18 protein-coding genes are annotated in these 25,778 nt (G+C 40.2%); 6 read left to right on the top strand and 12 right to left on the bottom strand.

What is annotated here, in order from left to right:
- From FJR37_RS12315 to FJR37_RS12300, 4 genes are all read right to left on the bottom strand, one after another.
- Positions 1 to 566 (bottom strand): Coq4 family protein (locus tag FJR37_RS12315; protein WP_168466143.1); only part of this gene is annotated, 566 nt, incomplete at its 3' end.
- A 445-nt stretch (positions 567 to 1,011) separates the two neighbouring features.
- Positions 1,012 to 2,139: a DNA replication/repair protein RecF gene (gene recF, locus FJR37_RS12310; protein ID WP_039202591.1), complete on the bottom strand. Its 1,128-nt coding sequence runs from the start codon at positions 2,137 to 2,139 to the stop codon at positions 1,012 to 1,014.
- Between the two features lie 116 nt (positions 2,140 to 2,255).
- The gene (locus FJR37_RS12305; protein ID WP_039202592.1) at positions 2,256 to 2,690 is read right to left on the bottom strand and encodes a hypothetical protein; all 435 of its coding nucleotides are present in this window, start codon (positions 2,688 to 2,690) and stop codon (positions 2,256 to 2,258) included.
- A gap of 189 nt (positions 2,691 to 2,879) precedes the next feature.
- Entirely contained in the window at positions 2,880 to 5,750 is a 2,871-nt protein-coding gene (locus FJR37_RS12300) for a cation-transporting P-type ATPase (protein ID WP_039202593.1), read from the bottom strand.
- A gap of 192 nt (positions 5,751 to 5,942) precedes the next feature.
- On the opposite strand from FJR37_RS12300, the gene FJR37_RS12295 reads away from it, so the two are divergent.
- Together FJR37_RS12295 and FJR37_RS12290 are read left to right on the top strand one after the other, a co-directional pair.
- Complete coding sequence (locus FJR37_RS12295; RefSeq protein ID WP_217355257.1) at positions 5,943 to 7,625, top strand: transglutaminase domain-containing protein; 1,683 nt, start codon at positions 5,943 to 5,945, stop codon at positions 7,623 to 7,625.
- A gap of 258 nt (positions 7,626 to 7,883) precedes the next feature.
- Positions 7,884 to 8,714: a DUF3598 family protein gene (locus FJR37_RS12290; protein ID WP_039202594.1), complete on the top strand. Its 831-nt coding sequence runs from the start codon at positions 7,884 to 7,886 to the stop codon at positions 8,712 to 8,714.
- 100 nt (positions 8,715 to 8,814) lie between these two features.
- Here the strand turns inward: FJR37_RS12290 and nrdJ are convergent, their stop codons facing one another.
- The 5 genes from nrdJ to FJR37_RS12265 form a co-directional block, all read right to left on the bottom strand.
- A complete protein-coding gene (gene nrdJ / locus FJR37_RS12285; protein ID WP_168466142.1) occupies positions 8,815 to 12,297 on the bottom strand; it encodes a ribonucleoside-triphosphate reductase, adenosylcobalamin-dependent in 3,483 nt (1,160 codons plus the stop codon).
- A 257-nt stretch (positions 12,298 to 12,554) separates the two neighbouring features.
- Positions 12,555 to 12,911, bottom strand: coding sequence for a hypothetical protein (locus FJR37_RS12280; RefSeq protein WP_027401776.1), 357 nt, complete (start codon positions 12,909 to 12,911; stop codon positions 12,555 to 12,557).
- A 16-nt stretch (positions 12,912 to 12,927) separates the two neighbouring features.
- On the bottom strand, positions 12,928 to 13,314 hold the full coding sequence (locus tag FJR37_RS12275; RefSeq protein WP_039202595.1) for a hypothetical protein: 387 nt from the start codon (positions 13,312 to 13,314) through the stop codon (positions 12,928 to 12,930).
- A gap of 116 nt (positions 13,315 to 13,430) precedes the next feature.
- Complete coding sequence (locus FJR37_RS12270; RefSeq protein ID WP_039202596.1) at positions 13,431 to 13,730, bottom strand: hypothetical protein; 300 nt, start codon at positions 13,728 to 13,730, stop codon at positions 13,431 to 13,433.
- An 84-nt stretch (positions 13,731 to 13,814) separates the two neighbouring features.
- Positions 13,815 to 14,060, bottom strand: a complete 246-nt coding sequence (locus tag FJR37_RS12265; RefSeq protein ID WP_052149948.1) for a hypothetical protein — start codon at positions 14,058 to 14,060, stop codon at positions 13,815 to 13,817.
- Between the two features lie 237 nt (positions 14,061 to 14,297).
- Between FJR37_RS12265 and FJR37_RS12260 the strand changes: the two genes are divergently transcribed.
- Complete coding sequence (locus tag FJR37_RS12260; RefSeq protein ID WP_039202597.1) at positions 14,298 to 14,879, top strand: Npun_F5749 family FMN-dependent PPOX-type flavoprotein; 582 nt, start codon at positions 14,298 to 14,300, stop codon at positions 14,877 to 14,879.
- Between the two features lie 143 nt (positions 14,880 to 15,022).
- Here the strand turns inward: FJR37_RS12260 and FJR37_RS12255 are convergent, their stop codons facing one another.
- Together FJR37_RS12255 and FJR37_RS12250 are read right to left on the bottom strand one after the other, a co-directional pair.
- A complete protein-coding gene (locus FJR37_RS12255; protein ID WP_039202598.1) occupies positions 15,023 to 16,888 on the bottom strand; it encodes a tetratricopeptide repeat protein in 1,866 nt (621 codons plus the stop codon).
- Positions 16,889 to 16,893: 5 nt separating this feature from the next.
- Positions 16,894 to 17,079 carry a hypothetical protein gene (locus FJR37_RS12250; RefSeq protein ID WP_168466139.1) on the bottom strand — a complete coding sequence of 62 codons (186 nt, stop codon included), beginning with the start codon at positions 17,077 to 17,079 and terminating at the stop codon, positions 16,894 to 16,896.
- 608 nt (positions 17,080 to 17,687) lie between these two features.
- On the opposite strand from FJR37_RS12250, the gene FJR37_RS12245 reads away from it, so the two are divergent.
- Complete coding sequence (locus FJR37_RS12245; RefSeq protein ID WP_039202601.1) at positions 17,688 to 19,244, top strand: DEAD/DEAH box helicase; 1,557 nt, start codon at positions 17,688 to 17,690, stop codon at positions 19,242 to 19,244.
- Positions 19,174 to 20,388 carry a DUF790 family protein gene (locus tag FJR37_RS12240; RefSeq protein ID WP_039202602.1) on the top strand — a complete coding sequence of 405 codons (1,215 nt, stop codon included), beginning with the start codon at positions 19,174 to 19,176 and terminating at the stop codon, positions 20,386 to 20,388. Before FJR37_RS12245 ends, FJR37_RS12240 begins: the two co-directional genes overlap by 71 nt.
- Before the next feature lie 356 nt (positions 20,389 to 20,744).
- Here FJR37_RS12240 and FJR37_RS12235 read toward each other — a convergent pair whose 3' ends face one another.
- Positions 20,745 to 22,403, bottom strand: coding sequence for a DUF3352 domain-containing protein (locus FJR37_RS12235; protein ID WP_039202603.1), 1,659 nt, complete (start codon positions 22,401 to 22,403; stop codon positions 20,745 to 20,747).
- A 694-nt stretch (positions 22,404 to 23,097) separates the two neighbouring features.
- Here FJR37_RS12235 and FJR37_RS12230 point away from each other — a divergent pair.
- Positions 23,098 to 25,671: a M1 family metallopeptidase gene (locus FJR37_RS12230; RefSeq protein ID WP_168466141.1), complete on the top strand. Its 2,574-nt coding sequence runs from the start codon at positions 23,098 to 23,100 to the stop codon at positions 25,669 to 25,671.
- The last annotated feature ends 107 nt before the right edge of the window (positions 25,672 to 25,778 follow it).

The raw sequence follows: 25,778 nt of genomic DNA, 5'->3' as shown, positions 1-25,778 counted from the left end.
AGATAATAGCCACGAGATATTTCCGTCATTAAAGGTTTGAATTTACTAGGTTGATAAAGACTAATAGAAACCATGCCAAAACTTACTAACATGATGCTAATAGGTGTGGGAGTCTGTGCTAAAACAAAAGCTTGTAAACCCAATTCACCCACCACATTAGTTTCAAATCCAGTGACTACATGATAAATATCATGGGTAGTTCTCCACAGCATTTTCATATAAGAAATATCATCAACAACAGGCACTTTTTTATAGAAATGAGGATCGAAGCCTCTAGCTTTCATTTCTTTAGCATAAATATGACCTAAAGTTCCTTCGGGAAGTTTGCTTAATTCATCTAAATTTATGGGTTTAGGTAGCCATCTTTCTGTAAATAAAGAGTTGATTTCAGGATCTTTTTTCAGTTCGTCTACAGTTAAATGTGCTATTTCTGTTTGGTCAAGTGCATCTTCAAAATCAAAGATTGGATCAGTTCCAGCGTCTTGGGTTCTTAATGATCTTGAGGCGAGAAATTGAATGTATGCTAAGAGTCCTTTATCATTGTTATAATTAATGATGTTATCCATGATAATTCCCCCTTTTGAGAAGATAGGATTACTAAATCTTTTTCTGACCTCATTATTGGGGATAATAGAAGAGAGTTTCGTGTATCAAAAGAGAGATTTATTCATACAATTAATTTCACTTTTGGTAGACATAAAAAAGACAAAATTAAGAGGATGTTTGAAAAGTGATATTCCATAATTTTTGTCACATTGTTACCCCCCATTTCCCCCTTCTGTGTACACCGTAGGTCTTTAGACCGAGGGAGTGTCAGTAAATTAAGGTGAGAATATAATTCATAGTTGAGGATTTAGGAATCAGGAGTATGGCTAACGCCACGCTGCGCTATCAGGAGGTAGGGGCGCAGGGCCTGCGCCCATTCAGGATTTCAAGAGTTCAGGATAAATAAGAAAGAATGAAGAAGGAAGGAAGAAGGAAGAATAAAAATTACCAATTACCAATTACCAATTACCAATTACCATTTTCTGATATTTTCCCGGCATTGACATATAAAACCTGGGAAGATTTCAACCATTGAGAGTCAAAAGCGCTCAAATGAGTGGTAGTAATCAAGGTTTGAAAGCGGTCTTGAATAGCATCAAGTAATTGATTTTGGCGAGATGGATCTAATTCGGCTAAAACATCATCTAATAATAGTAATGGCGGTTCATTAATCACTTCTTCAATTAATTGTAATTCTGCTAACTTTAAAGCTAAAACTAATGTTCTTTGTTGACCTTGAGAACCATATTGACGAGCGGGAGTTTGATTAATAATTAATTCTATTTCATCGCGGTGGGGTCCGACTAAAGTTATCCCTCGATGTGATTCTGCAACTGCTCTTTGTTGAAGTTTAGCAAAAAAGGCTGCTTGTAATTCTTGAGGAGAGGTTTTTTCCAGGGGAATATTAGCAGCATAATTGATTTGCAGAATTTCAGATGCTCCACTAATACTAGCGTGCCATGCAGAAGCTATAGGAGCTAATCGTTGAATAGCTCTATTTCTTCTCATAATCACCTTTGTACCAGCAGTTACTAATTGTGCATCCCAGATAGCTAGTTCTGATTGCAGAGATTTTTCTGGTGTATTTAGATAAAGTTTTAAAAAAGCATTGCGTTGGCGTAAAACTTGGTGATATTGGTGCAAAATGTGAGCATAAACTGGTTCTAATTGAATTAAGAGCGTATCTAGCCAGTTACGACGACCTTCTGGACTACCACGCACCAATTCTAAATCCAAACTAGAAAACTCTACTGCATTGAGAACACCGAGAAAGTCCATTTGTCTGGGGACTATTTGCCCATTTATGGCGACGGTGCGACGCGCTTGACGACGGAAGGTGAGAGTTAAATCGCTATGACTATGAATCCGGTCTAGGGTGGCATGAATTTGGGCGCTAGATTCACCTTCCTTGATTAAATCACGATCGCGTGCCATCCGGTGCGATCGCAATGTTGCCAATAACTCCACAGCCTCTAACAAGTTCGATTTTCCTTGAGCATTATTACCTACCAAAATTGTTTTAGCAGCGGTAAATTCAACTTTTTGGTTTTGGTAATTCCGAAATTGTTTGAGGTGTAAAGTTTTTAAGTACATAATAGCTGAAGAGTCAAGATCCCCGACTTCTATAATAAGTTATCTTTGAGATGAGAAAATTGTTTTCAGAAGTCGGGGATCTTTTGGGGATTTTTCGGGAGATGAGAAAATTTTTTTTAAGATCCTGTTACCAAACTTACTTGGTACTTTTTGGAATCGCTTTTCATACATATAAAGTCATTTAATGGGTCGTATGTATCAAAATTCCTGAGATTTTCCTCTTTGTTTATATCATTCTCCAAATATGCTAAGGCTAATGTTGAAGTAACGTAAATATTTCCATGTTGTTTGAAAGCTTGGACTAATTCAGATTCGGGAGGATAGTCTTTTAATAAATGTTCAGCGAGATATCCTGTGACAATTATGCCTTTCAAACCCGTTTCTTTGTACCCTTCCTTAGCGATCATCAACGATATACTATCACCATCGAGATGAGATAAATTATCGTAATCTTCAAAGAATGGGCAAAAAACTTTCATGAGATTTTTGACAGGATTTTTAACTTTCCCGTAATTGGGATCTTGCTGTTTTCTCCGTTTGGATTCACCCATGATAGCTATCTCCTAATTAATCCTATAATTTTACCCGCACCCAAAGGGTTTTCTTATCTCGTCGAAGTTGATTTTTAGATACATATTGATGAATAATTGGTAATAAATATCAGAATCAGGATAAAAAATACAAAGATAATGAAATTACATCCTGTTAATCTTCAAATCCTGATTCTGACAATTTACTAATTAAACAGTTTTTTTGCCCATCAAGCGAAAGAATATCTTCTCACCTTCAATCCAGACAAACATTAAAGCACTGAAACCGATACAAATTCCTAGTTCTTGTAAACTGAGTGGATGAGTACCAAAGAAACTTTGCAGGGGTGGAACATAAATTAACATCAATTGCAAAATCGTGGTGACAATGACTGACCCCAATACAAAGGGATTAGAAAAAGGATTCATTTCGATGGTAAGTCTATTATTAGAGCGAATGGCGATCGCATGACCCATTTGCGCTAGACATAATGAAGTAAATACCATTGTCTTCCAAGTATCTTCATGTCCTTGATACCCGGCTGCATGAGAATGATGGTAAGCCCATTCCATGAGGATAATGGTAATCACAGCGAAAACAATCCCAATGCGAATCATGTAAGAACCTAAACCCCTAGCAAAAATGCTTTCACGGGGGCTAAAGGGGGGACGTTCCATAACATCAGGTTCAGGGGGTTCTACAGCTAATGCTAAAGCTGGTAAACCGTCTGTTACCAAATTCATCCAGAGAATTTGCAAAGGACTCAAGGGAACGCCTCCTAATCCCAACAATGGCGCAGCCGCAATGGTGAGAACTTCCCCAATATTACTACCCAAGATGTATTTAATAAAGCGGCGAATATTGGTATAAACAACTCTACCTTCCTTCGTGGCAGCAACTATGGTGGCGAAGTTGTCATCTAGGAGGATCATGTCGCTGGCTTCTTTGCTCACATCTGTACCTGTGATGCCCATGGCAATGCCTATATCAGCCTGTTTGAGGGCGGGAGCGTCATTTACCCCATCGCCTGTCATAGCTACAAATCGCCCGCGACGTTGCAAGGCTTGGACAATTCTTAATTTGTGTTCAGGGGAGACTCTAGCGTAAATACTCACTAAGTCAACCTGTGTTTCTAATTCTTGGTCACTGAGAAGTTGTAATTCCTTACCAGTGAGGACTCTATCACCCTCTTGGGCAATTCCCAAATCAATAGCGATCGCTTGAGCAGTTAATTGATGGTCGCCAGTAATCATAATCGGACGGATTCCCGCGTGGCGACATTCTTGCACAGCCGCCCTTACTTCTGGACGAGGCGCGTCTAGCATTCCCACCAACCCCAACCAGACCAAATCTACCTCAGATGTATCATGAGAACCATCTGGGGGAACTTCCGTGAGGGGTTTATAAGCAAAACCTAACACCCGCAAGCCCTTACCCGCAAGTTGGTCATTAGCTACCAAAATTTGGCTGCGGTGTTCGTCACTGATAGGAATCGAGTGATTACCTAAATGGATTTTTGTACACCTTTCCAAAGTTAATTCTGGTGAACCCTTGGTGAACATCAGGTATTGTTCAGATTCCACAAAACCAGCAATAGCTGGGTCAATGGCGGTTAAAGAAGTATCACCAGTAGCTACAGCTTCTAATTGACAAATCACACTCATGCGCTTCCGTTCTGAGGAAAAGGGAAATTCAGAAACACGAGGTAATTTACTACTCCATTGGTCTTGTTCAATTCCGGCTTTTCCTGCCAAAGTCACTAAAGCCCCTTCGGTGGGGTCGCCTAAAATTGCCCATTCCCCTTGTTGTTGTTGCAGAACAGCATCATTACAAACAGCACAGGAAACAAGCAAAGCAGAAATTTCTGGACATTCATCTAAATTGGCTTTTTCACCATTTAACTGAAAATCGCCAATGGGAGTATAACCTTCTCCAGTGACGCGAAAGGTAGAATTATTGGTGTACACCGACTGTACCACCATTTTATTTTGAGTTAGAGTTCCGGTTTTATCAGAACAAATAGTAGTTACAGAACCAAGAGTCTCTACGGCTGGGAGTTTGCGAATTAAAGCGTGATGCTTGACCATGCGCTGAGTTCCCAAAGCCAGAGTCACAGTGATTACCGCAGGTAAACCTTCAGGAACTACCGCCACCGCCATACTTAAAGAAACTTCCACTAATTCTTGTAAATTCTTCCAACCTATTCCTTTAGTTAGATCATGAATAAGTCCACCACCAACTACTATGGCTACAAGAATTAAAGAACCACTGACGAGAACATTACCCAATTGGGTCATGCGTTGCTGTAAAGGCGTAGGTTCACCGTCCACAGATTGCAACATGGCGGCAATTTTGCCTAGTTCTGTTCCCATTCCGGTGTGAGTTACCAGTACCTTCGCCCGACCTTGGAGGACTTCCGTACCTTGAAAAACTGAATTGAGGCGATCGCCTAATGGTGCATCTTCTGGTAGTGTAAGTATGGCTTGCTTATTGACAGCTTCGGCTTCACCTGTAAGAGCCGATTCTCGCACTTGCAAATTAGACTGTTCTATTAAGCGACCATCCGCAGCTATTTGTACACCCGCTTCCAGCAGCATCACATCCCCCGGTACTAGCTCCTTAGCCGCCACATCCCCCAGTTTACCGTCACGCAGGACTCGCACTGAGGGAGAAGACAGTTTTTTCAAGGCTGCTAGAGCTTTTTCGGCCCGGCTTTCTTGCACATAGCCCAAAATACCATTGAGGATAACTATAGCCATAATGGCAATTGTGTCTTTAAATGGGACTTCACCGGGTTTTAATGTCCCCCCAGTCAAAGCCACTAAATCCAAAAAGCCAGAAATAAGGGCAACGGCAATCAGCATCAATAACATGATATTGGTAAACTGATCTAGCAGAATTTGCCAAGGACTACGACCTCCATTTTCTTCGAGTTCATTGAGTCCATACTTCTGACGACGCTGTTCAACTTCTTGGGAGGTTAAGCCGCTGTTTGCGTCACTATCAAGCATTTCTAAAGCTTTTTCAACTTCCAAACCATGCCAGAGGTGGGTAGATTCAGGTAAAGAATGAGCAGACATCGTGTAGGTTACAGGAAATGGTTACAAAACTCGATCATAATTTAGTGATGTCCGAAAATGTGGAATTGGTTAATTGTCAGTTGTCAGTTGTCAGTTGTCAGTTGCAAAAGAATATTTCTCTCCCCTGCTCCCTCTTGCCTTTTCCCTCTTGCCTCTTGCTTCTTCCCTAATAAATAATAATTCATGATTAATATGCTCAATGATATAAGTTTTCCACTACCCAGTTTGACGGTGAACCAGATGTTTGGGCAAAAAATAATCAGACCAGTTACTGCTGCTGCTCTCTACGGTATTGCTTCCATTAAAGATAGACTTATTGCTATTGATACGGTTAAAGGTCATTTATTAGAAATTGACCCCCTTACCGATAACAGCAAAATTATCAATCCCCACCAAGTCCGTGAATTTCAAGAAGTTACTGGTTTAGCTGTGTGGGAGGATGATCTGTGGGTGACTCGTGGGAACAGTGTCTATTTATGTAAATTGGCATCTTTAGGGTTAGAGCATTTTGTGACTTTACCCTATCCTGCTGATGGTGTTGCCGTTTGGGAATCTACCGTTTATGTTAGTTGCCAAAGACTTGGCTATATTTTGATTTTTGACCGTGATACCCGCAAGGAAATCACTAGATTCTATGCCCCTGGTGTCGGTATCCAAAATTTAGCAGTTAGTAAAGAAACTTTGTGGGTATGCGATCGCACTGAACAAACAGTTTACTCTATGGATAGGGCAACTGGAGAAATCCGTTTCAGTGTTCTCACCCCTTTTGATTCTCCTACAGGTATTGCAGTTCAGGGACAGGATGAAACAGGCAAAGATCGTATTTATGTGGCCTACTCCACCGAAGAACCTTATATTCGGGATAATCCCAACGCTGACCCCTGTTTTGAATTAACCTACCGCGATCGCACATTCATTCATTCCCTACAATATCATTACCAGGAAGATAAACGCTACGCCCTCTCCAATGGCTATCTCATAGAAATGTCCTATGTTGAAGAAATTTCCCCCCTGGATGAAGTTTACTTAGCCGATATAGAATGGCGTATAGCCCTCCCCTCAGAAACCCAACGGCAAAAAGTCCAACAAGTTGAAGCGATTGGTTTACCTTTCACTGAAGAAATCATTGACGGACAAAGAGTAGCCGTATTTAAATTTGATAGCCTAGCCCCCGGTGAACGTCACATATTTGGCTGGAAGGCATTAGTAGAAGTACGTGGCATTAAACATCGCATCACTCCTAGAGACGTGGAAGATATTCCAGAACTGTCACCAGAATTAAAAACCCGCTATCTAGTAGATGATGAGGATTTAGCAATGGATACCGATATTGTTATCCGTGCAGCCCGCACAGCCGTTGGTTCGGAAACTAACATATTACGGAAAATGTACAGTATCCGTAACTATGTCTATGATCAATTGTCCTATGCCATTAAACCCCATATTGACTCACCCGATATTGCCTTAGAACGAGGTACTGGTTCTTGTGGAGAATATGTAGGTGTATTACTAGCACTTTGTCGCCTTAATGGTATTCCTTGTCGTACAGTTGGCAGATATAAATGTCCAGTCTATGCTGAACACCAGGGCGTTCCTCTCCAACCCGATTTTAATCATGTTTGGTTAGAGTTTTATATTCCTGGAATTGGTTGGTTGCCAATGGAATCTAATCCTGATGATCTCGAAGAAGGTGGACCATACCCTACACGGTTCTTTATGGGCTTATGCTGGTATCACATCGAAATTGGTAAAGGCATCACCTTTGAAACCTTAAGCAGAAATAGCATCCGCTTAACAAAAAAAGATGTTTCACTGGGTGACTTAGCTATTAACCATATTCGCTTCACAATTTTGAAGGAATTACCACCTTTTTAATTTTTGATTGAGGAACTAAACCCAACGCAAAATGTATAAATGTTGGGTTTCCTTGCGTCCAAGTCCGCCTCAGAATGAATTCTGATAACCTTTGACACTAATTCTTACTCATTTTTTCTTTTGCTGCTATTGGTGGATACTTAGCAACTTCTATTAATAATTGTCTTTCTATAATCCGTTCATTTTTGTTAAAATCGAGAATACGGGTTGTTACTTCACCAATATCTGTTAATGGTTATTTAAATTAAGAATTAAATTATGACAAGCAACTGGGAAAACTTTCTCAAAAATTTAGGAGAATGGCGTGGTTCATTTACTAAAATCTCTCCCAATGGTGAGATATTAGATTCTACTCCTAGTATTTTAAATTTGGAAGCTGATGATAACAATCAAGCTGTGATTTTTAGATTACGTCGTTTTGATTCTCATGATTATGATAGTCCTCCTATTCAGGATTATCAACAGGAATATCGTTCTTTAGGAAGGCAGAATATCTTTTTTGCTACAGGAGCTTTTTCTAAAGGAACATTGCAGTTAGCACCTTTTTCAGAATTTGGAGCGGAATACGGTTTTGTTGATGATGACCGGCGATCGCGTTTGGTACAATTGTATGATCAACAAGGTAACTTTATTAATTTAACTCTGATTCGGGAATTTCGCAGTTTTACAGATGCTTATGAACGTCCGCAACTGACGGTAGAACAGTTAATTGGTAATTGGCAAGGTAAAGCTCATACAGTTTATTCAGACTTGAGACCATCGGCGACTTATACTACTTATTTAGAAATTCAAAAAATAGGTGATGGATATTTAGAACAAAAATTATCTTTCCAATCTCAAATTATTACTGCAAAAGCCAGAATAGAAGGTAATAAAATCATTTCTGAAACGGAAGGAATTCCTCGACAGATTTTGTTATTACCTGATGGAACTTCTAGTAATGTGCCGTTACAACTACAACTGAGAAAACCTTTTTTTGTGGAAGCTGGTTGGTTAGTTAGAGAGAATGAACGTCAACGTTTAATTCGCAGCTATAGCGACAAAGGGGAATGGATTAGCTCGACTCATGTGATTGAATCTAAAATCTAGAAAAACCCCACCCCCAACCCCCTCCCCGCAAGCGAGGAGGGGGCTATGATCTAACAGATGTGCTAATAAGAAGCTATGAGGGGGGCTTTGAAAAAGGATTTTATGATGTGGGTGGCTGTTCTGGGAACATACATTTATCTGAGTCACAACCACTAGGGCCTGCTTCTGATAATTCTCCTAAATCGTAACGACTTAGAACTCCACAGAAATCATCTGTTTTCCGTCGGGCTTTGACTTCTTTAGATAGGCTTTCATAGGTGGCTTTGTCTATGGGTTCAAAGGGGAGACGGGGGAAGGATTGCAAGTCGTCAAATCGGGCTAATAAGGCAGCAGAAATATATCCTTCATCATTTTGAATGGCTTCATAGATGCGTGTTCCTAATAATTCAACTTCTTCAGAACGGAGTTCTAGGGTTGCTGAGGTGTTATGGGTGACGTAATGACTTTGGACTTGCATGACAAAATCCAGTTGCGCTAAGACGGAAAACTGGGAAACTTCTATTTCATCAGCGCCGGGTAAATCAGCCCAAGATACAGCGACGGGGATTTCGACTAACCATTCTGTACACCGAGGATCAAAAGGATCGTTGAGTAAGTTGCCGTTTTCGTCTTTGTCAGATTGGGACGGGATGACGTTGTAACCATAGTCTATACAAGCTAGGGCTACGGGGTCATTTTTACGGAAGGTAATGCGCCGGATGAATCTTTGAGCTTTGGGGGGATGCCAACCGGGAGAAGCACCTGTTAAGAGGGATTTGGTGCCGGCTGGCTGAACAGTGGTACAACGGTTGGGGCGTTTGATTTGATGGCGATCGCAATATTCCCACACTACTTTATGAACGACATCTTTCCAGAAGTTGAGATATTTTTGTTCACCACGTTTAAAAATCAGTCCTTCAGGAGTTTCGGGTCTTCCTGCTTCCCACCACCGTAACCAATCTGTCCCAAAAGCATGAACAAAGAAATCAAATAATCCGGTGAAGGATACACCGACAATGGGATCAAGTTCCCGGCTATATTGATAGCGGGGTTCAAGGAATTGGTGATTTAACAGGGCGACGACGGAAAGCGCACCAGCGGTAAATGCCTCTTCTTGTTCTTTATAGTTGTCGGGGTCGAGTTGGTTTAAGTGTACCTCAGATAAATTACAGTGAAAATTGCTACCAATAATTTCTCCGCATGGATTTAACCCAAACCTACCTGTTCTATGTTCTAGCTCATCAGCATCAATTTCAGGATAGTATTTTTGTATCCATTGTTCGGCTTTTCCTTGCTCGTAAGCTTGCAAAAAGTCTTTTTTGATTTCTGGTGTATTTAATAAATCAGCATTAGCTCTAGCAACTGCTTCACCAGCCCATTGAATTGCTCCTTCACCACTATAATACTGCTTTTGAACTGCTGCAATAGATTCTTCTAAGGTTGGTTTGTGGTGAAAGACTCGGCTATGGTTGGCCATTCTCAGAGAATCGCGTTCTGGATCTATCCGCCAGTTACCTTCTGCATCTTGTTGCCATAAGTTATCTTTGGCAGTTGCGCCTTGTTCATCTTCAGAAACGAATTGTCTCATCCCGGCACTGTTAGAAACTAAAATGCCTTCGCAGACAAATTCGTGAACAGTCGCAACTTCAATATCATAAGTAGGTGCAGAGCGTACATTTAGCTCTACACCTAAAACCTTGACTGGTACTAAATCAGTAGCTTCAGGAATATATTTTTTCAGGGTGGGGAGTATCATTTGTTGATGAATAGCACCCCAGTGATATTGAGTGGTGTTAATAATAGGGCGAACCATAGCTTTCGGGAAGCCGTGGTCTTTAAATGATTTGGGAGTCTGACGTTTCTGGCTAGAAAACTGAAGGGAATATTTTTCAAAGCAGTTTTCAACAGATTGATATGCTGCTGCACCAACTGTTACTAGTTCGCCTTCCCATTTGCCCGTTCGCTTGCGAATTGAACTACACATCCGGGTTGTAATTCCCAGGGATGCGTAAAGTGCTTGAATTTGCTGTAAAAATCGCTGGTGAACTGAAGCTACTAAAACTCCTTGAGAATGACACCCATCAGCGTCAGCAAGACCAGCTAAGTAAGCTTTACGAATGTCGGCTTTAGCCAACAGAATGCAATCAGGAATATTTAATGGCTGGAATGCTTGTTTGAATGACTTGAGATATTGATTTAAGGCTGATGAGTTAAATTGTAGCTCGTAGGCTTTGGTTCGGCACTGTTCGGGAGTCCGCAGTGTGTGAGTTTCTAAACCAAAGTCGCTCCCAACAGCAATTAAACGTTCCAAAATATTGGGGCTATCTTCATGAACTCGAAATCTAACTCTTGATCCATCAGAACTAACTGAACCATCACCATGCAAATAGCCGATGAAGTAAGCAACATCAGGAGTTAATGCAGGAACAGTAATTTTCTTGGTTTTACCTTCGACTTTACCCCGAAACTCAGGCAGTTCAGTGGGTGTACCGGGTATAGCCTGTGGCACGAATATCAAGCGATCGCCTGATTGCAAATCCTGAGCTTTAACCATTTTATAATTGCCGTACACATCCGTGAAAACGGCAACTTTGTGATCGGCTGTACATTCAAAGCTACCATCTTGAGTTTGAATTCGGCAGAGAGATTGTTCACCTTGAATAAAGAAGTTAGTAACAGGATAAAAACCCTTGCTGGTGAGAACGCGATCGCCTACACGCACCTTAGCAATGGGAACTAAGCCTGATTCTGTATGAACTAAGGCTTCTTCAGGAAGACAGCGCCGGATATTTCCAGCGACAATCGTGACAGCAGCTTCATCAATTAATAAGCAGCATTCAACTGAATTTAATTGCCTGCCTATTGCCTTATTGAGAATAGAGGCGCAACGCTGATACAATCCAGGCAACTTCACAGGGTTAGCCATGCCGCCAAAACCTTTGAGGGTTTCCCCAGATTGGCGCACATCGCTAATATCAACAATTACCTGAACGTCATCTGTAAAGCGTTCATCCGTAGAAAGTTCCAACAGGGTTTGATAGGATTTTACCCAACCTTCCCGACTGTCTCCGACGTGGATAGTAGCGGTGTTAGCTTCTATATGGGTTTGTGTAAATTCACGCCGCTGTGCTGGGGGTGTGCTGCCAATTTCACCTTTAATGGTGATATTGAGGCGATTACGGATAGGGGGAAGTTGATTAATATATTTTGGTTCGATGATAGCACCCGTACCACAGCCCATCATGGCTAGATCCATCATCAACCCAAAAGCACTCCAGTCTACAAGGTTGGTAGATGTGCAGTTATAAGCACCGGAAAAGTTTTTGGCTTTGGTTAACCAATCTGTGCCACCAACCCACATCCAGCGCCCACTGGGGAGGGATTTCATGTTCCGCTGCATCTTGTCTAAAATGGCAGCTTCTTCACGGGTGAGTTTTCCCAGTTCTACTAAACCGCGTAAAGTGCGATCGCACACCTGATCCCATGTTTCTCTCAAACCTGCATCTGTCCGACGGCTGTAGGTTCTAAAAAACACTGGATTGGCTGCTGGAGCAGATTCTGGAAAAGTTGCACCCTGACGTTGACGTTCAAGTTCTCGAACCATGATGAAGTATGATTGCTTATGGACAAACTATGACTATACGCCAAGTAGATTGAGGATTAAAGATTGAAAAATTTACCACTTTGCGCTATAGCTTAGTCTGTGTCAATTATAACTATATTTTTGTTTTTAGGTTAAGTATAATACCCTGACAGTGCATTATCAGGGTATTAGAATCTCAAAGTTTTACCTGTCAGTTTTCGTAGAATGGGCTATCTGTGTAATAGTGCTGTTTGTGTAATTTTTGCGTTGACTATTCATCAAGCAGAGACAGCCAGTAAAGATGCCAATTCACTTATATTATTTACAACTTGACGTAATTGCTCACTGAAATAGATAACTTCATAATTAGGTGCAAGTTCTTTTTGCAGTTGTTTCCACAAACTAATCCCTTCTTGTTCAAAAGCTGCTGCTGCTTCTGGACTCAAATCTGGTGAATTACCAGGATCTTGCCAATTTAATGTGGCATTATAAGCAATTGCCCATTTTCTCAAATGGTTAATGGTTTCTTGGCTGAGGGGCAGTTTTGCTGGGTCAATGTTACCAACTTTATCAGCATCTGCCCACCATAAAGGGTCGCACCCATAATCAGCCATTAGTTTAATTTTTATTGCCATAGCTACTACGGTGGAATTATGGTAATGAGGCTGGATTAGCTCCAACTATATAACCATTATCGCCTACTGTCACTGCTATATACTGCTTTTTTCCATTAAAATTTACTTCATAGATTTCTCTTCGAGGTTCTACTGTTCCTTGATAACCAAGAAATATTCCACTGATTACAGCAGCCATAACAACATCGGCAATTTCATCTTCAGAAATTCCCCGTTTGGCAAAGTCTTCTTGATGTTTCTCCAAAATGTGTAATAGTCCACTTCCTCTTTTACCAGGTTTTCCCTCTTCTAAAAATACGATTTTGCCATCAGCTTGTTTAGCAATCTTAACTATTTTTTCAGGAGTATGCTTAGTGTCTGGGGCAAGTTCGGCAATCAAGGCTGATTTTTCGGCACTATTCATTTTTTTCCTTAAATTATTTACTTGAGTTTGTCAAATGCGATTACTACTGCTGTTGAAGAGTTTTTGATGCGTAGAGGTAGGGGTTTAGCAGTGCTAAACCCTTACTCAAAATTAAATTATTTCTTAGGTTTGGACATTGCTTCCAGTAATTCAGATATAGAGGCAAGCAATATCTTCACGAACCAAGTCATTGCAATAATAACTGCTACAGACACACCTCCATAGGTGAGTACAGGTATTATCTCTCCTGCATTGGGTTGTATAGGAGTATTTGTAGAATTAGCAGCTATCAGCCGATTGTCCACTTTTTGCGGGGTGTTCAGCGTATTTTGAACAATGATACTAGATGACTGATCTTTAACATTCGGAAGTTGTGGCTGGAAAATTCCAGTCTGATTGGCAGGTTTTTGGTTCATAATGATGGGTGAATTTTGTATTTAATGACCCTAGCTTTGATCAGAAGCTAGGGAATTTTTTTGCGTATCGTTGGAAAAGTAAGACTAGGTTGGAGTGCGCTGCATCTTGTCTAAAATGGCAGTTTCTTCACGGGAGAGTTTTCCCAGTTCTACTAAACTGCGTAAAGTGCGATTCCTACGGAGCGCTTCGCTATCGCATACCTGTTCCCATGTTTCTCTTAAACCTGTCTCTGTCCGACGGCTGTAGGTTCTAAAAAGCACTGGATTGGCTGCTGGAGCAGGTTCTGGAAAAGTTGCACCCTGACGTTGACGTTCAAGTAATTGAACCATGATAAAGTATGATTAGTTGCGGACAAACTATGACTATACGCCAAGTAAATTTAGGATTAAAGTACCATACCTGTATTTGTATAAATTACAACTAATTTTTTGGTTAAGTATAAAACCCTGAAAGTACATTGCCAGGATAGTAAAGTCTCAAAGTTTTACCTATAGGTTTAGGAAAATAGGCTATCTGTGTAATACTGTCATTTGTTTAATTTTTTCACTGATTGGTATTAATTAAAAATGTCCCTAGCACCCTGGCGAAGTCTTATTACCCGCGCCCTGCATCAAAACCGCAGCCTCGTTTATGCCCGTTACGTACAACTGGCAACGCTGCGAGAAAATGGTTTTCCTGCTAATCGTACCGTCGTGTTTCGTGGCTTTCTAGACGATACCAATCAGCTAAAATTTATTACCGATATTCGTAGTGAAAAAGCTGAACAAATATCAAAACAACCCGCAGCGGAAGTTTGCTGGTATTTTCCCAACACCAGAGAACAATTTCGGATTACTGGAGAATTAATATTAATAAGTGCTGATTCTCACCCCCATTTACAACCTGCGAGAATCAAAATGTGGCAAGAATTAAGTGATGCGGCTAGGTTACAATTTGCTTGGCCTATTCCGGGTGACATGAGAGTACAAACACCGGAAGCTTTTACACCACCAGCACCAGACAATATTCAACCATTAGAAAATTTTTGTTTATTATTACTTGAACCAGTACAAGTAGATCATTTACAATTGCGGGGTGAACCACAAAATAGATGGATTTATCATCGCCATGAACAACAAGAATGGTTGACAGAAGCAATAAACCCTTAAAAAAATCCTGCTGGGAAACCTTTAAGGAATTTTTAGGACTGATTGTTTTTGCCAAGCCTATCGAGAAACGAAAGTTCATTGATTAATTTTTTTGTTGGGTTGCACTGTCGCTTAACCCAATCTACAATTTTATTAACATCAAATTAAATATCCTCTTGATATTTCACTAATAAACTAGGAATGTAATCATATCCATCAACGCCAATAATAGCAATCATATTCGGGCGATTTTGTTGCAGTAATAATTGAAATTTGTCTGTGGTAATTTGCCCTCTAATAATTGTCAATAAAGCAGCAGGTTTTCGCCATTCATCAGAGGCAATTTGCTCTAGAAGATACATTCCCAAACTACCAGAGTAAACTGCTTTTTCATAATTAGCCATAAGATAATTAGCTTCAGCTAAATATGCTAAATTTCTGCCTTGTAAATACAAATCACCAGAAACTTGGGCGGCTTTAAAGGCATTTTCTAAATAGTTAATTGCTGTTGGATATTGTGCGGTAACTAAATAAGCAATTCCTAGACTACTAAAACATAAAGCTTGACTTTGTAAATCGTTTAATTTTTCTGCTAATTTTAAACCTTGTTCTAGATAGTTAATAGCAGATTCATAAACTTCCGGTTCACTAATTTCTGTTTGCTTGGCTTGCATAACTTCGCTATAACCTAGATTTACTAAAGCGTTAGCTTCTCCAGTTTTGTCCCCGGTTTGTCTACTAAAAATTAATGCCCGTTGACTATAATTAATGGCTTCACCATAATTTTGTTGTTGCACATAAGTCCGACTTAGGTGATTGAGATTGGCAATTTCACAGGTTTTATCTCCGGCAGTTCTAGCTATTTCTACGGCTTGTTGATGAAAATCAAGAGAGCGATCATATCTGCCTAAACCGCGCTGGGAATACCCCAATAATGTCAAAATCCGGGCTTTTTCTTGAGTACCTTCGGCAGAACGCAAGGGGGCATCTAAATAATCTAAAGCATCCCGTAAATAACTACCAGAAAATGAAGCAAAAATCCCACCGTAGAGAGGGAAATAAGGACGTTGGGCAAAGGTTCGCAAAATTTGCAGCATGATTTGGGATGCACCATTGCTATATATTGCTGCTTGATTTTGAAAACCGCTGGCTAATTGACTCCAAATTACGGCAAAGGTTAAAAATGTGGAAATAGATAATTTAGGACCTGCTTGAATATCATAAGCTTGTTGATAGCGAAGCGCTCCGTAGGAATCAAACCAATTAATTAAACCCCTTTGTAAAAACTGTAAAACTATTGTTAATTCTACCCAATTACTCAAACTAATTTGCTGTTGTTGTTGAGCAAATTCCAAAGCCGATTGTTCTTTGGCTAGAATCTGAAAAAATGCTTGGGGAACTTCACTATTAACTACTTTAGCCCAACTTGCCCAAGGACTATTTTCTCCAGGTACACCTCCAAATCCTAATGAATTTTTGCGTTCATACATCCAATTCAGTAAATTTGCTTGGATTCTTTGCCAAGAAGCGATACCACGATTAATCCCGTCAGCAATTTGCTGAAAATCTTGATTAGCACCGGCAAATTGTTGTAAAGATTTGGCTAACTGTTGAAGTTGAGACAAATTTAAGGGATACTTCTGATTAGGATCAGTAGCTCGTAGCAAAGCCGTTAATCGCTCATCTGCGGTGGCTGTGGTAATTTCCCGCATAGATAGAGATATCGCTTCAGTGGCTTTATTTTGTTCTTGCCACCGTTGCCATTGTGTTTGGATGGTTTTGGCAGCGCGTAAGCTGCGGGTGGCTTTGGCTTTTTTCAGTTCATCGGTTTCCGAGTCTACCTGAGATTGGATCGTATTCAGGCGATCGCTCAAAACTAATTCAAACACCTCCCCAGTCCCGGAAGTGATACCTTTGAGCAACATTTGATAAACCTGCTCTACAGAGCTAATTTTACCCTTGAGAGTGGTTTCGATAATATCGTTAATTAAAGCGAGATAATGCTCGCGCAATGGTAAAGGGTCTGACACTTTAGCTAATAGAGAACATCACAACAATTCTCATTGTAGCTGTTGCAGGTTGGGAGATTGGGAATTGGGTTTTTTTGATTAAACTTAAGTACAGATTTTTGCATATCCAATGCCATATTGGCGATCGCTAGGGCATGATCACTGCGATAATTAGATAAACCAGCGACAGCCATATAGCGAGCAGTATGCACTTGAGCGAGATACAGTCAGCTAATTGTAAAGCCTGTAGGGGCGCAGGGTCTGCGCCCTAGATTGTATTGCATCAAGGGCGATAACCGCTATATAAACATCACCGATGGTCTTAATTTTTTCTATACTGTCAGTAACCCAGCCCTAAAGGGACTGGGCTTGCAAGAGTAATCAAGCAAGCCGTACTGACCAGACCACCCTGAGTTTACTCTCATGGTAGCCGTTATTTGAGTCACGACACCCCGGAATGCGAAGCTAGTTCCCTGCTCTGTCGCTTGTGATTAAACAGTTCTAAGGTCACTGGAACAGTGTTGCAAGCCTAACAAGCTCTTATAACAGGTCGAAGCTAACATTACCCCAGAAATGGGAGTTGGTTTCCAGATTCCAATCAAAAATCTGGTTTCAATTTTAATATCCACAGCGGTTAAAACCGCTCGTGTCGTTTCCCTCTCAGGTCTAAAGACGCGCTCGTTTCCCACTTACCGGGTGTTCTTATGAATTTCGGCTAATTAGTATAACAAGTACCGAAGAACCGACATTGATATTAGTCATCATGCTCATTTTGCGTTATGAGTAGTTAAATCAGTGTCACCGGACTAAGAAAAAATAAATGGCTCGTCACCCGACATTAACTTTTGATCGTGGTACATTAATTTTACACCCACCACCACGAAGTAAAACATGGATAGACTATGCAACCTGGGATGATAGGGTAGAAAAATTCCGTATTCCCGCAATTAGATACCGTTCCTTAGTGGAAGCACTCCAAGCTGAAGCCACAGATTTTATTGATGAAGCCAAGGCTTTTTACCCCTTGGATTTGGTTGCTAGTTTAGAAATGACACCCTATCCCCACCAAAATGAGGCATTAGCGGCTTGGAAACGGTTAGGACGACAGGGGGTAGTTGTATTACCTACGGCGGCGGGAAAGACTTATTTGGCGCAAATGGCGATGCAAGCTACACCGCGCACGACGTTAATTGTCGTACCAACATTGGATTTAATGCACCAGTGGTATGCTCACTTAGTAGCGGCTTTTCCTGATGCAGAAGTGGGTTTACTGGGGGGTGGTTCACGGGATAGAACCGCGATTTTAGTTGCTACCTATGATAGTGCGGCTATTCATGCAGAAAATTTGGGTAATAAATATGCGTTAATAATTTTTGATGAATGTCACCATTTACCTACAGATTTTAACAGAGTCATTGCCGAATATGCGATCGCACCCTATCGGTTAGGACTGTCCGCAACCCCAGAACGCACAGATGGAAAACACGCTGATTTAGATATCCTCATTGGTAAAGAAGTTTATCGCAAATGCGCTGAAGATTTAGCCGGAAAGGCTTTAGCTGCTCATGAAATTGTGCAAATTAAGGTTAAATTATCCCAATTAGAACGAGAAAAATATAATCAGTTAATTCAAACTCGCAATGATTTTTTAAAGCAATCAAAAATATCTTTAGGAAGTTTACAAGGTTGGCAGATGTTTGTGCAAATGAGTGCGCGTTCTCAAGCTGGACGCAGAGCAATGTTATCACATCGTCAAGCCAAAGAAATCGCATTGGGAACAGATGGGAAAATCCGGGTACTTGTAGACCTATTAGCTACCCATTATCCCGAAAGAATTTTAATTTTTACCGCTGATAATGCTACAGTTTACCAAATTTCTCAAGACTTATTAATTCCCGCAATTACTCATCAAACTCCAGTCAAAGAAAGACATGAAATTTTAACTAAGTTTAAGGAAGGTGAATATAATACCTTAGTTGCTTCCAATGTCTTAAATGAAGGTGTTGATGTCCCCGCAGCCAGCATTGCCATTATCTTATCAGGAACAGGTTCAACCAGGGAATACATTCAACGTTTAGGGAGAATATTACGAAAAGGAAATTTAGCAAATAAACAAGCAATTCTCTATGAAGTCATCGCCGAAGACACCAGCGAAGAAGGAACTTCCGCCAGACGGAGGGGGGAAAATAACAATCAGGAAGAAAAGCCGCAAAAAGCAAATTTACAAGTTATTTATGGAACTGGAAATAAAAGGGATTTAAAAGCAGCAGAACAATTAGAAATTAATTATTCCCCAGAAAAGAAAGATGTTACCAACAGACCTACTGATACACCGCCAAAACGGCGAAGAAATTATCCCAAAAAGACTGAAACTTGATCAAAAACATTTAACTTTAGCGACTGAATTAATTAAGTTCTTTCAGGAAGCAGTCGGGAAAACTCAAGGATTACTAGAACGTCAATTAGCAGACTTTGAAGGAGATACCACAGATTACCGGATGAAACGGGGTTTAGCTTATATTCTCAAAAGTGGTTTTTGCACCTTTGAAATAGTTAGTCCCCTCGAACCACCCATGTTAAGAGCAAAAGTATTTGCATTAGCAGCAAAATCCGTTGCTAGTCAAGAATCAACTGATATGATTTTAAATAAAATTGCTGATAATTTAACTCAAGAACTTAATCAAGAAGTTTTACCTGCTCAAATCAAAAATGGACTCTATGCTGATTTATCGGAAAATAAAATATTAACTGCTTTTGATACTCCTAAACCAGAAGAAGTTTTACATCGTTATAATTTATCTCAAGTCCAGGGAATTTTCTATAAAGCTAGTCAATTAGTATTAAATGCTCATCGCAATGTTCCCGGAGAATATAAACTCTTATTTCGTTATTTAAAGCTATTTCAATTAATGGCTTATATTGAAGGTGATGCTGATCATGGTTTCACAATTAGTGTAGATGGACCGACAAGTTTATTTACTCCCAGCACCCGCTACGGTTTAGCCATAGCCAAACTAATTCCCGCCTTACTTCATGTTACCAAATGGAGTTTATCAGCGACCTTAAAAACCCGTGATTTTTACACAAACGAATGGAAAACCGGACGTTTCACCCTCAATTCAGAATGTGGCTTAGTTTCCCACTATCCTCCCGGCAAACCCTATGATAGTATGTTAGAGGAATCATTTGCCAGTAAATGGGATGCCTTAAAAAGTGGTTGGATATTAGAACGAGAAGTAGATTTAATTCCCATTCCTGGTAGTGTGATGATTCCCGATTTTCGGCTAGTTCATCCAGACGGAAGAGTGTTTATATTAGAAATTGTTGGTTATTGGCGACCAGAATATTTACAAAAGAAATTTGCTCAAGTTAGAAAGGCTAATTGTGATAACTTAATTTTAGCAATTTCCGAAAGATTGAACCTAGAAAAAGCCGGAATCAAACTAGATAACGTACCCGCCAGAATTATTTGGTTTAAAGAAAAACTCTTACCAAAATCCGTATTAGCCGTCATGGAATAATCACAATTTTATATCAAACTGTACAGAATCATCAAATCCATTAATTCATCCGTTCCTATCTGCGTTTATCTGCGTTTATCTGCGTTCAATTATTCTAGAAATCTTGGCGTTGCTGATTAAGGGTATGAATTTTAGTCTCACGCAAAGGCGCAAAGACGCAAAGGTAAGAGTTTTAAAGATTCAATTTGGGAATTTCATACCTCAATTCAGCAACGCCATTTTCACCAGATGTCTAATGAATAAGGTGCGTCAGATAGAAGATATCTGTTTTTTTACCAAATTATCGGGTCTGACGCACCCTACAAACTACTCTCTGCGCCTCTGCGCCTCTGCGTGAAAAAAAATCATAAAGGATATTACTTCCCCTTACCAGATTTAAGAGATAACAACATCTCCATTTGAGTCATGGATTTACTAGGACTATTAACAGTCACACCAACACCACGAATAGAATCAAGAATAGCGGTAGCGTCCGCAGGTAAAGGTTGACTTTGAGCGGATACACGCTGAATTATGGTTTTGGTTTTGTCCATATCTAAATAGAAATAACCACCGTTGGGTTTTTGTAAAGAACCTGTAACAGTTTTAAAGGTATCACTTTGATCAAGTGCTGCACCTTTGCGATTTGCTAGTGTTTCCGCAACGGGTCCACCAATAGCCACAAATGCTGTATTATCATTGAGCCAACCATGTGTCACGAGAGCGCCTTGTTGGGGGATTTGCCATTCTGTGACATTTTTACCACCAATGTTTCTTTGAGCGACGTTGAGAGATTGCTGTTTGGCAAAATTATCGAGTTTGATGAAGGTAGCTTCGGCAGTTTTGCGATCGCTCGTATCCAATACTAACGCACCGCCAAAACCTACATTAGCTAATAAACCTTGATTAGATTGAATTGCACCTAAACCAAACTCGCCATTCATCCAGCCAAAAATATCTTTATCTAAATCAATTTGCAGAGCTTTTAGTTGAGTCCGCGCTTGTTGAATTCCTTGATTTAATTCAGGATAATCTTTGGACTGTTCCACAAAATTTTCCCAACTTTTACTAATACCTTGTCCACTAGTTAAAGCCAAAGTTTCACTAGGAAATTGTCCCACAATCTTGGCGGGAGTAGCTTGATATTGGAATTTATTTAGTTGGGGATCTAAATTCACAATTGCTTTTAATCGCAAGCCGTCATCATCTATTCCCACCCCTGCTGTTAATGATTTCACTTGCTTAATTTGTGCCAGAGTTTGTGGGGGTAATTGTTTAGATTGAGGATTAAATGCCGTTAATTGTTGGATCATATTGGCATAATCAGGGACATAAATTTGCGCCAAACCATTCTTAACATCCACACCTTTGCTCAGAATATCATTTGCACCTTCTTTAGTGACAAAAGAAGGTTCGCCTTTATAGGTATCAATCGCTTTTTCTACAGCTTGTTTATTGGATGTTAAAAGCAAATAGTCATTATTCACAACCGTTACATAAGTCGGTTGACCTTGACCCGTAGATTCGATAATTTTTTGACCTTTGTAGTCAGATTCTTGAATTTTGACGTTTTTTTGGTCTTTCAACTTATTTGCAAATTTCAAAGCAGCTATTTTATCTTTAATCCCGACCACCAACAAATAATTTGGTGCTTCGGATGCGCGAAAGTTGTCCTGAGATACTTTCTTTGCATCTGGTGGTAGTACCGCAATCATCATTCCACCAACCCAAGGTTTAATATCTGCTTCGTAGGATATCTTACTATCATTCAACATTTGTTGATTGAAGTTCTGGAACTCTTTACCTAGTAATTTCCGCGCTTCCGGTGTACCAAACTGCTGCAACTTATTCCAAGATTCAGGATTAGTGTCAATATAAGTTGCCATTAATGCAGTTGCAGGTACTAATTTAGCACTACCTAAAGGGCTAGAACTATTCGTACCACCCTTGAGGTACATATAAGCTGCTATGCCCCCTGCTATAATTACAGCAGTACCAATCACAGGGATTAAGAACGATGGTTTTTTTGCAGACACTGGTAAATACTCCTTATTGTTGTAAATGATATAACAGATTCAATGAAATGCTCATTGGTGGTTGGGGAAATTTATCTAGGCAAAAATTCATTAAAAGAACTATATTTTGAGGATTTTGTCAGTTTCGTTGATATCAGTGGATATTGCACATTGAGTATAAAAATGTTGGACATACTCGACTCCTAGATACAGTTTACAATTAAGTGCTGAAAAAACTTAATGCTCATGAATTCTGATGTTTGAATTCTTTTTTATCGCTAATTTCCGCTATTTTCACGGTATTTACTGATATAATCGGAAATCTATGATCAGCAAAAATTTGTAATTGGGTTTAAATAATACTCCACTATGGTCAAGACTGAATCCGCAAACGATATTTTATTCCTTTGAAAACAATAGTCAATTTGTCACCTCCCAGTTATTCTAAAACTATATGGAAAATTAGTAGTATTTGTAATCAATAATTATGGATCACGGATGAATACCCTCTGGAACAGAGGCAGAGAAGAGTTACATACTTAAGTTCTTAAGTGTGACAACAGTAGCTAAATCAGCTTTGTCAATCTGTAGATTCAGGTAGTGCCGACGTTACCAGAATCAAACAGGCAAAAAATGTCATACTACGCTACACTTCTGTATTTGTATGACTTACACCCCATTAAATGTTTTAGGATTAGAAGGCTAGAAATAATAAATGTTGCAGTTTTATTTTGATACTGAAAAAACAGGACACAAGCGTTTTGAATTACCGGGGGCAAAACCACACTATAACCCTGACCGACCTGGACAGGTAGAACATATTTTTCTGGATCTGAATTTGGATATCCCAAACCAAAGTTGCTACGGAAGTTGTAGTATTCGCCTATTGCCAGTGCGGAATGGGATTGATAGGTTGACTTTGGATGCTGTCAATTTGAAGATTGAGTCAGTACAGGTAAACGAAGTTACACAAAAGTTTGAATATGATGGCGAACAGCTTTGTATTTACCTATCACAGCCTACAGAAATTGGTCATCGTTTGTTAATTGCGATCGCCTACGCAGCCGAAAAACCCCAACGGGGTATTTACTTCATCCAACCAGACAAACACTACCCCCACAAACCCACCCAAGTCTGGACACAAGGAGAAGACGAAGATTCTCGCTATTGGTTTCCTTGTTTCGATTACCCTGGACAGTTATCAACATCAGAAATTCGCGTCCGCATTCCTCAACCCTTAGTTGCTATCTCCAACGGTGAACTCATTGACACCGTAGAAGAGGCAAAATACACAACCTACCATTGGTCCCAACAACAAATTCATCCTACCTATTTGATGACATTGGCAGTGGGCGATTTTGCCGAAATTCGGGACGAGTGGCATGATAAACCCGTTACCTACTACGTCGAAAAGGGACGAGAAGCAGATGCTAAACGCAGCATGGGCAAAACTCCCCAAATGATCGAATTTTTGAGCGAAAAGTATGGTTATCCCTACGCTTTCCCAAAATATGCCCAGGTTTGTGTAGATGATTTTATTTTTGGAGGTATGGAAAACACTTCCACGACTCTCCTGACTGACCGCTGTTTACTAGATGAACGGGCAATATTAGATAATCGCAATACCGAAAGTTTGGTGGTTCATGAACTTGCACACCAATGGTTTGGGGATTTGGTGGTGATTAAACATTGGTCCCATGCTTGGATTAAGGAAGGGATGGCTTCCTATTCGGAGGTAATGTGGACCGAACGGGAATATGGCGACCAGGAAGCGGCATATTATCGGTTATCGGAAGCGCGGAGTTATTTCAGTGAAGATAGTAGTCGCTACCGTAGACCAATGGTAACTCATGTTTATCGGGAAGCGATCGAACTTTATGATCGCCACATTTATGAAAAAGGATCTTGTGTTTATCACATGATTCGCGCAGAATTGGGCGATGAGTTATTTTGGCAAGCTGTGCAAACTTTTGTTCAAGATAACGCCCACCAAACTGTAGAAACGATAGACTTATTAAGAGCGATTGAAAAAGCCACAGGACGCAATTTAGCTTTCCTGTTTGATCAATATGTCTATCGTGGTGGTCATCCTGACTTTAAAGTAGCTTATGCCTGGGATGGTGACGCAAATTTAGCGAAGGTGACTGTCACCCAAACCCAAGCTGAAGCCGATAGTAAGGATTTATTTAATCTGAGAATTCCCATTGGTTTTGGATATAAAGAAAATCCCCAACTCACAACTTTTACAGTTCGAGTCCATGAAAAAGAACAAAGTTTTTACTTTCCCTTAACACAAAAGCCTGATTTTATTAGCTTTGATGTTGGTAATAATTATCTCAAAACTGTCACTTTAGAATACCCAATTTCTGAATTAAAAGCCCAATTAGAATTTGATCCTCATCCTATTTCCCGCATTTATGCAGCAGAAGCTTTAGCGAAAAAAGGCGGATTAGAAGCGACTCTTGCCCTATCCTCAGCTTTGAAAAATGATCCCTTTTGGGGTGTACGGGTCGAAGTTGCCAAAGAACTCGCAGAAATTCAACTAGATCAAGCTTTTGATGGTTTAGTCGTTGGATTAAATGATCCTAGTCCCTTTGTGCGGCGGGCGGTAATTAGTTCTTTGTCACAAATTAAAACTCATAACAGCTACAAGGCTGTGAAAAGTTTTGTCCAAGATGGTGATGCCAGCTACTATGTAGAAGCTGCGGCTTGTCGAACTATTGCGGCGATCGCAGCAGCGCATTTAGAAGATAAACCCCATGAAGACAAAGTAATCAAGTTACTCAAATCTGTGTTAGAAGAAAGGGCTGGTTGGAATGAAGTTGTCCGTAGTGGGGCTGTAGCTGGTTTGGCTGAGTTCAAATCTTCAGAAACGGCTTTAAATTTACTCCTGGAATACACGAAAGCTGGGATACCGCAACCATTACGCCTGTCCGCAATTCGCGCAGTGGGCAAAATATCCACTGGTCAAACTCCGGCTAATATAGAAAGGATTTTAGATCGGTTGGCGGAAATTGCCAGAGAGACTTTCTTTTTAACCCAGGTAGCAGTTTTAACAGCCTTGGGACAAATGGAAACACCAAAAGCGATCGGTATTTTGCAATCTTTAGCCAATCAAACGGCAGATGGGCGAGTCCGTCGCTATGCTGAAGAGGAAGTTGGTAAAGTGCAAAAGAATATCGGCACAGACAAAACTCTGAAGCAGTTACGTGAGGAACTTGATCAAATCAAACAGCAAAATCAGGAATTGAAAAGCCGTTTGGAAAATCTGGAAGCAAAATCAAAGTAAGTATGACTTAGGCATTGTAGTGAGGTGAGGGTAAAGCAAAAGCTTATTGGTGTCAACTTAACGTAAAACATCTATCCCGCAAAGAACTCAACTTACCTCATTCCCAG

Origin of the sequence: Aphanizomenon sp. UHCC 0183 (genome assembly GCF_009712065.1) — a bacterium.
In the GTDB taxonomy this organism is placed as follows: Bacteria; Cyanobacteriota; Cyanobacteriia; order Cyanobacteriales; family Nostocaceae; genus Dolichospermum; species Dolichospermum heterosporum.
This window is presented reverse-complemented; position numbering and strand designations above follow the sequence as displayed.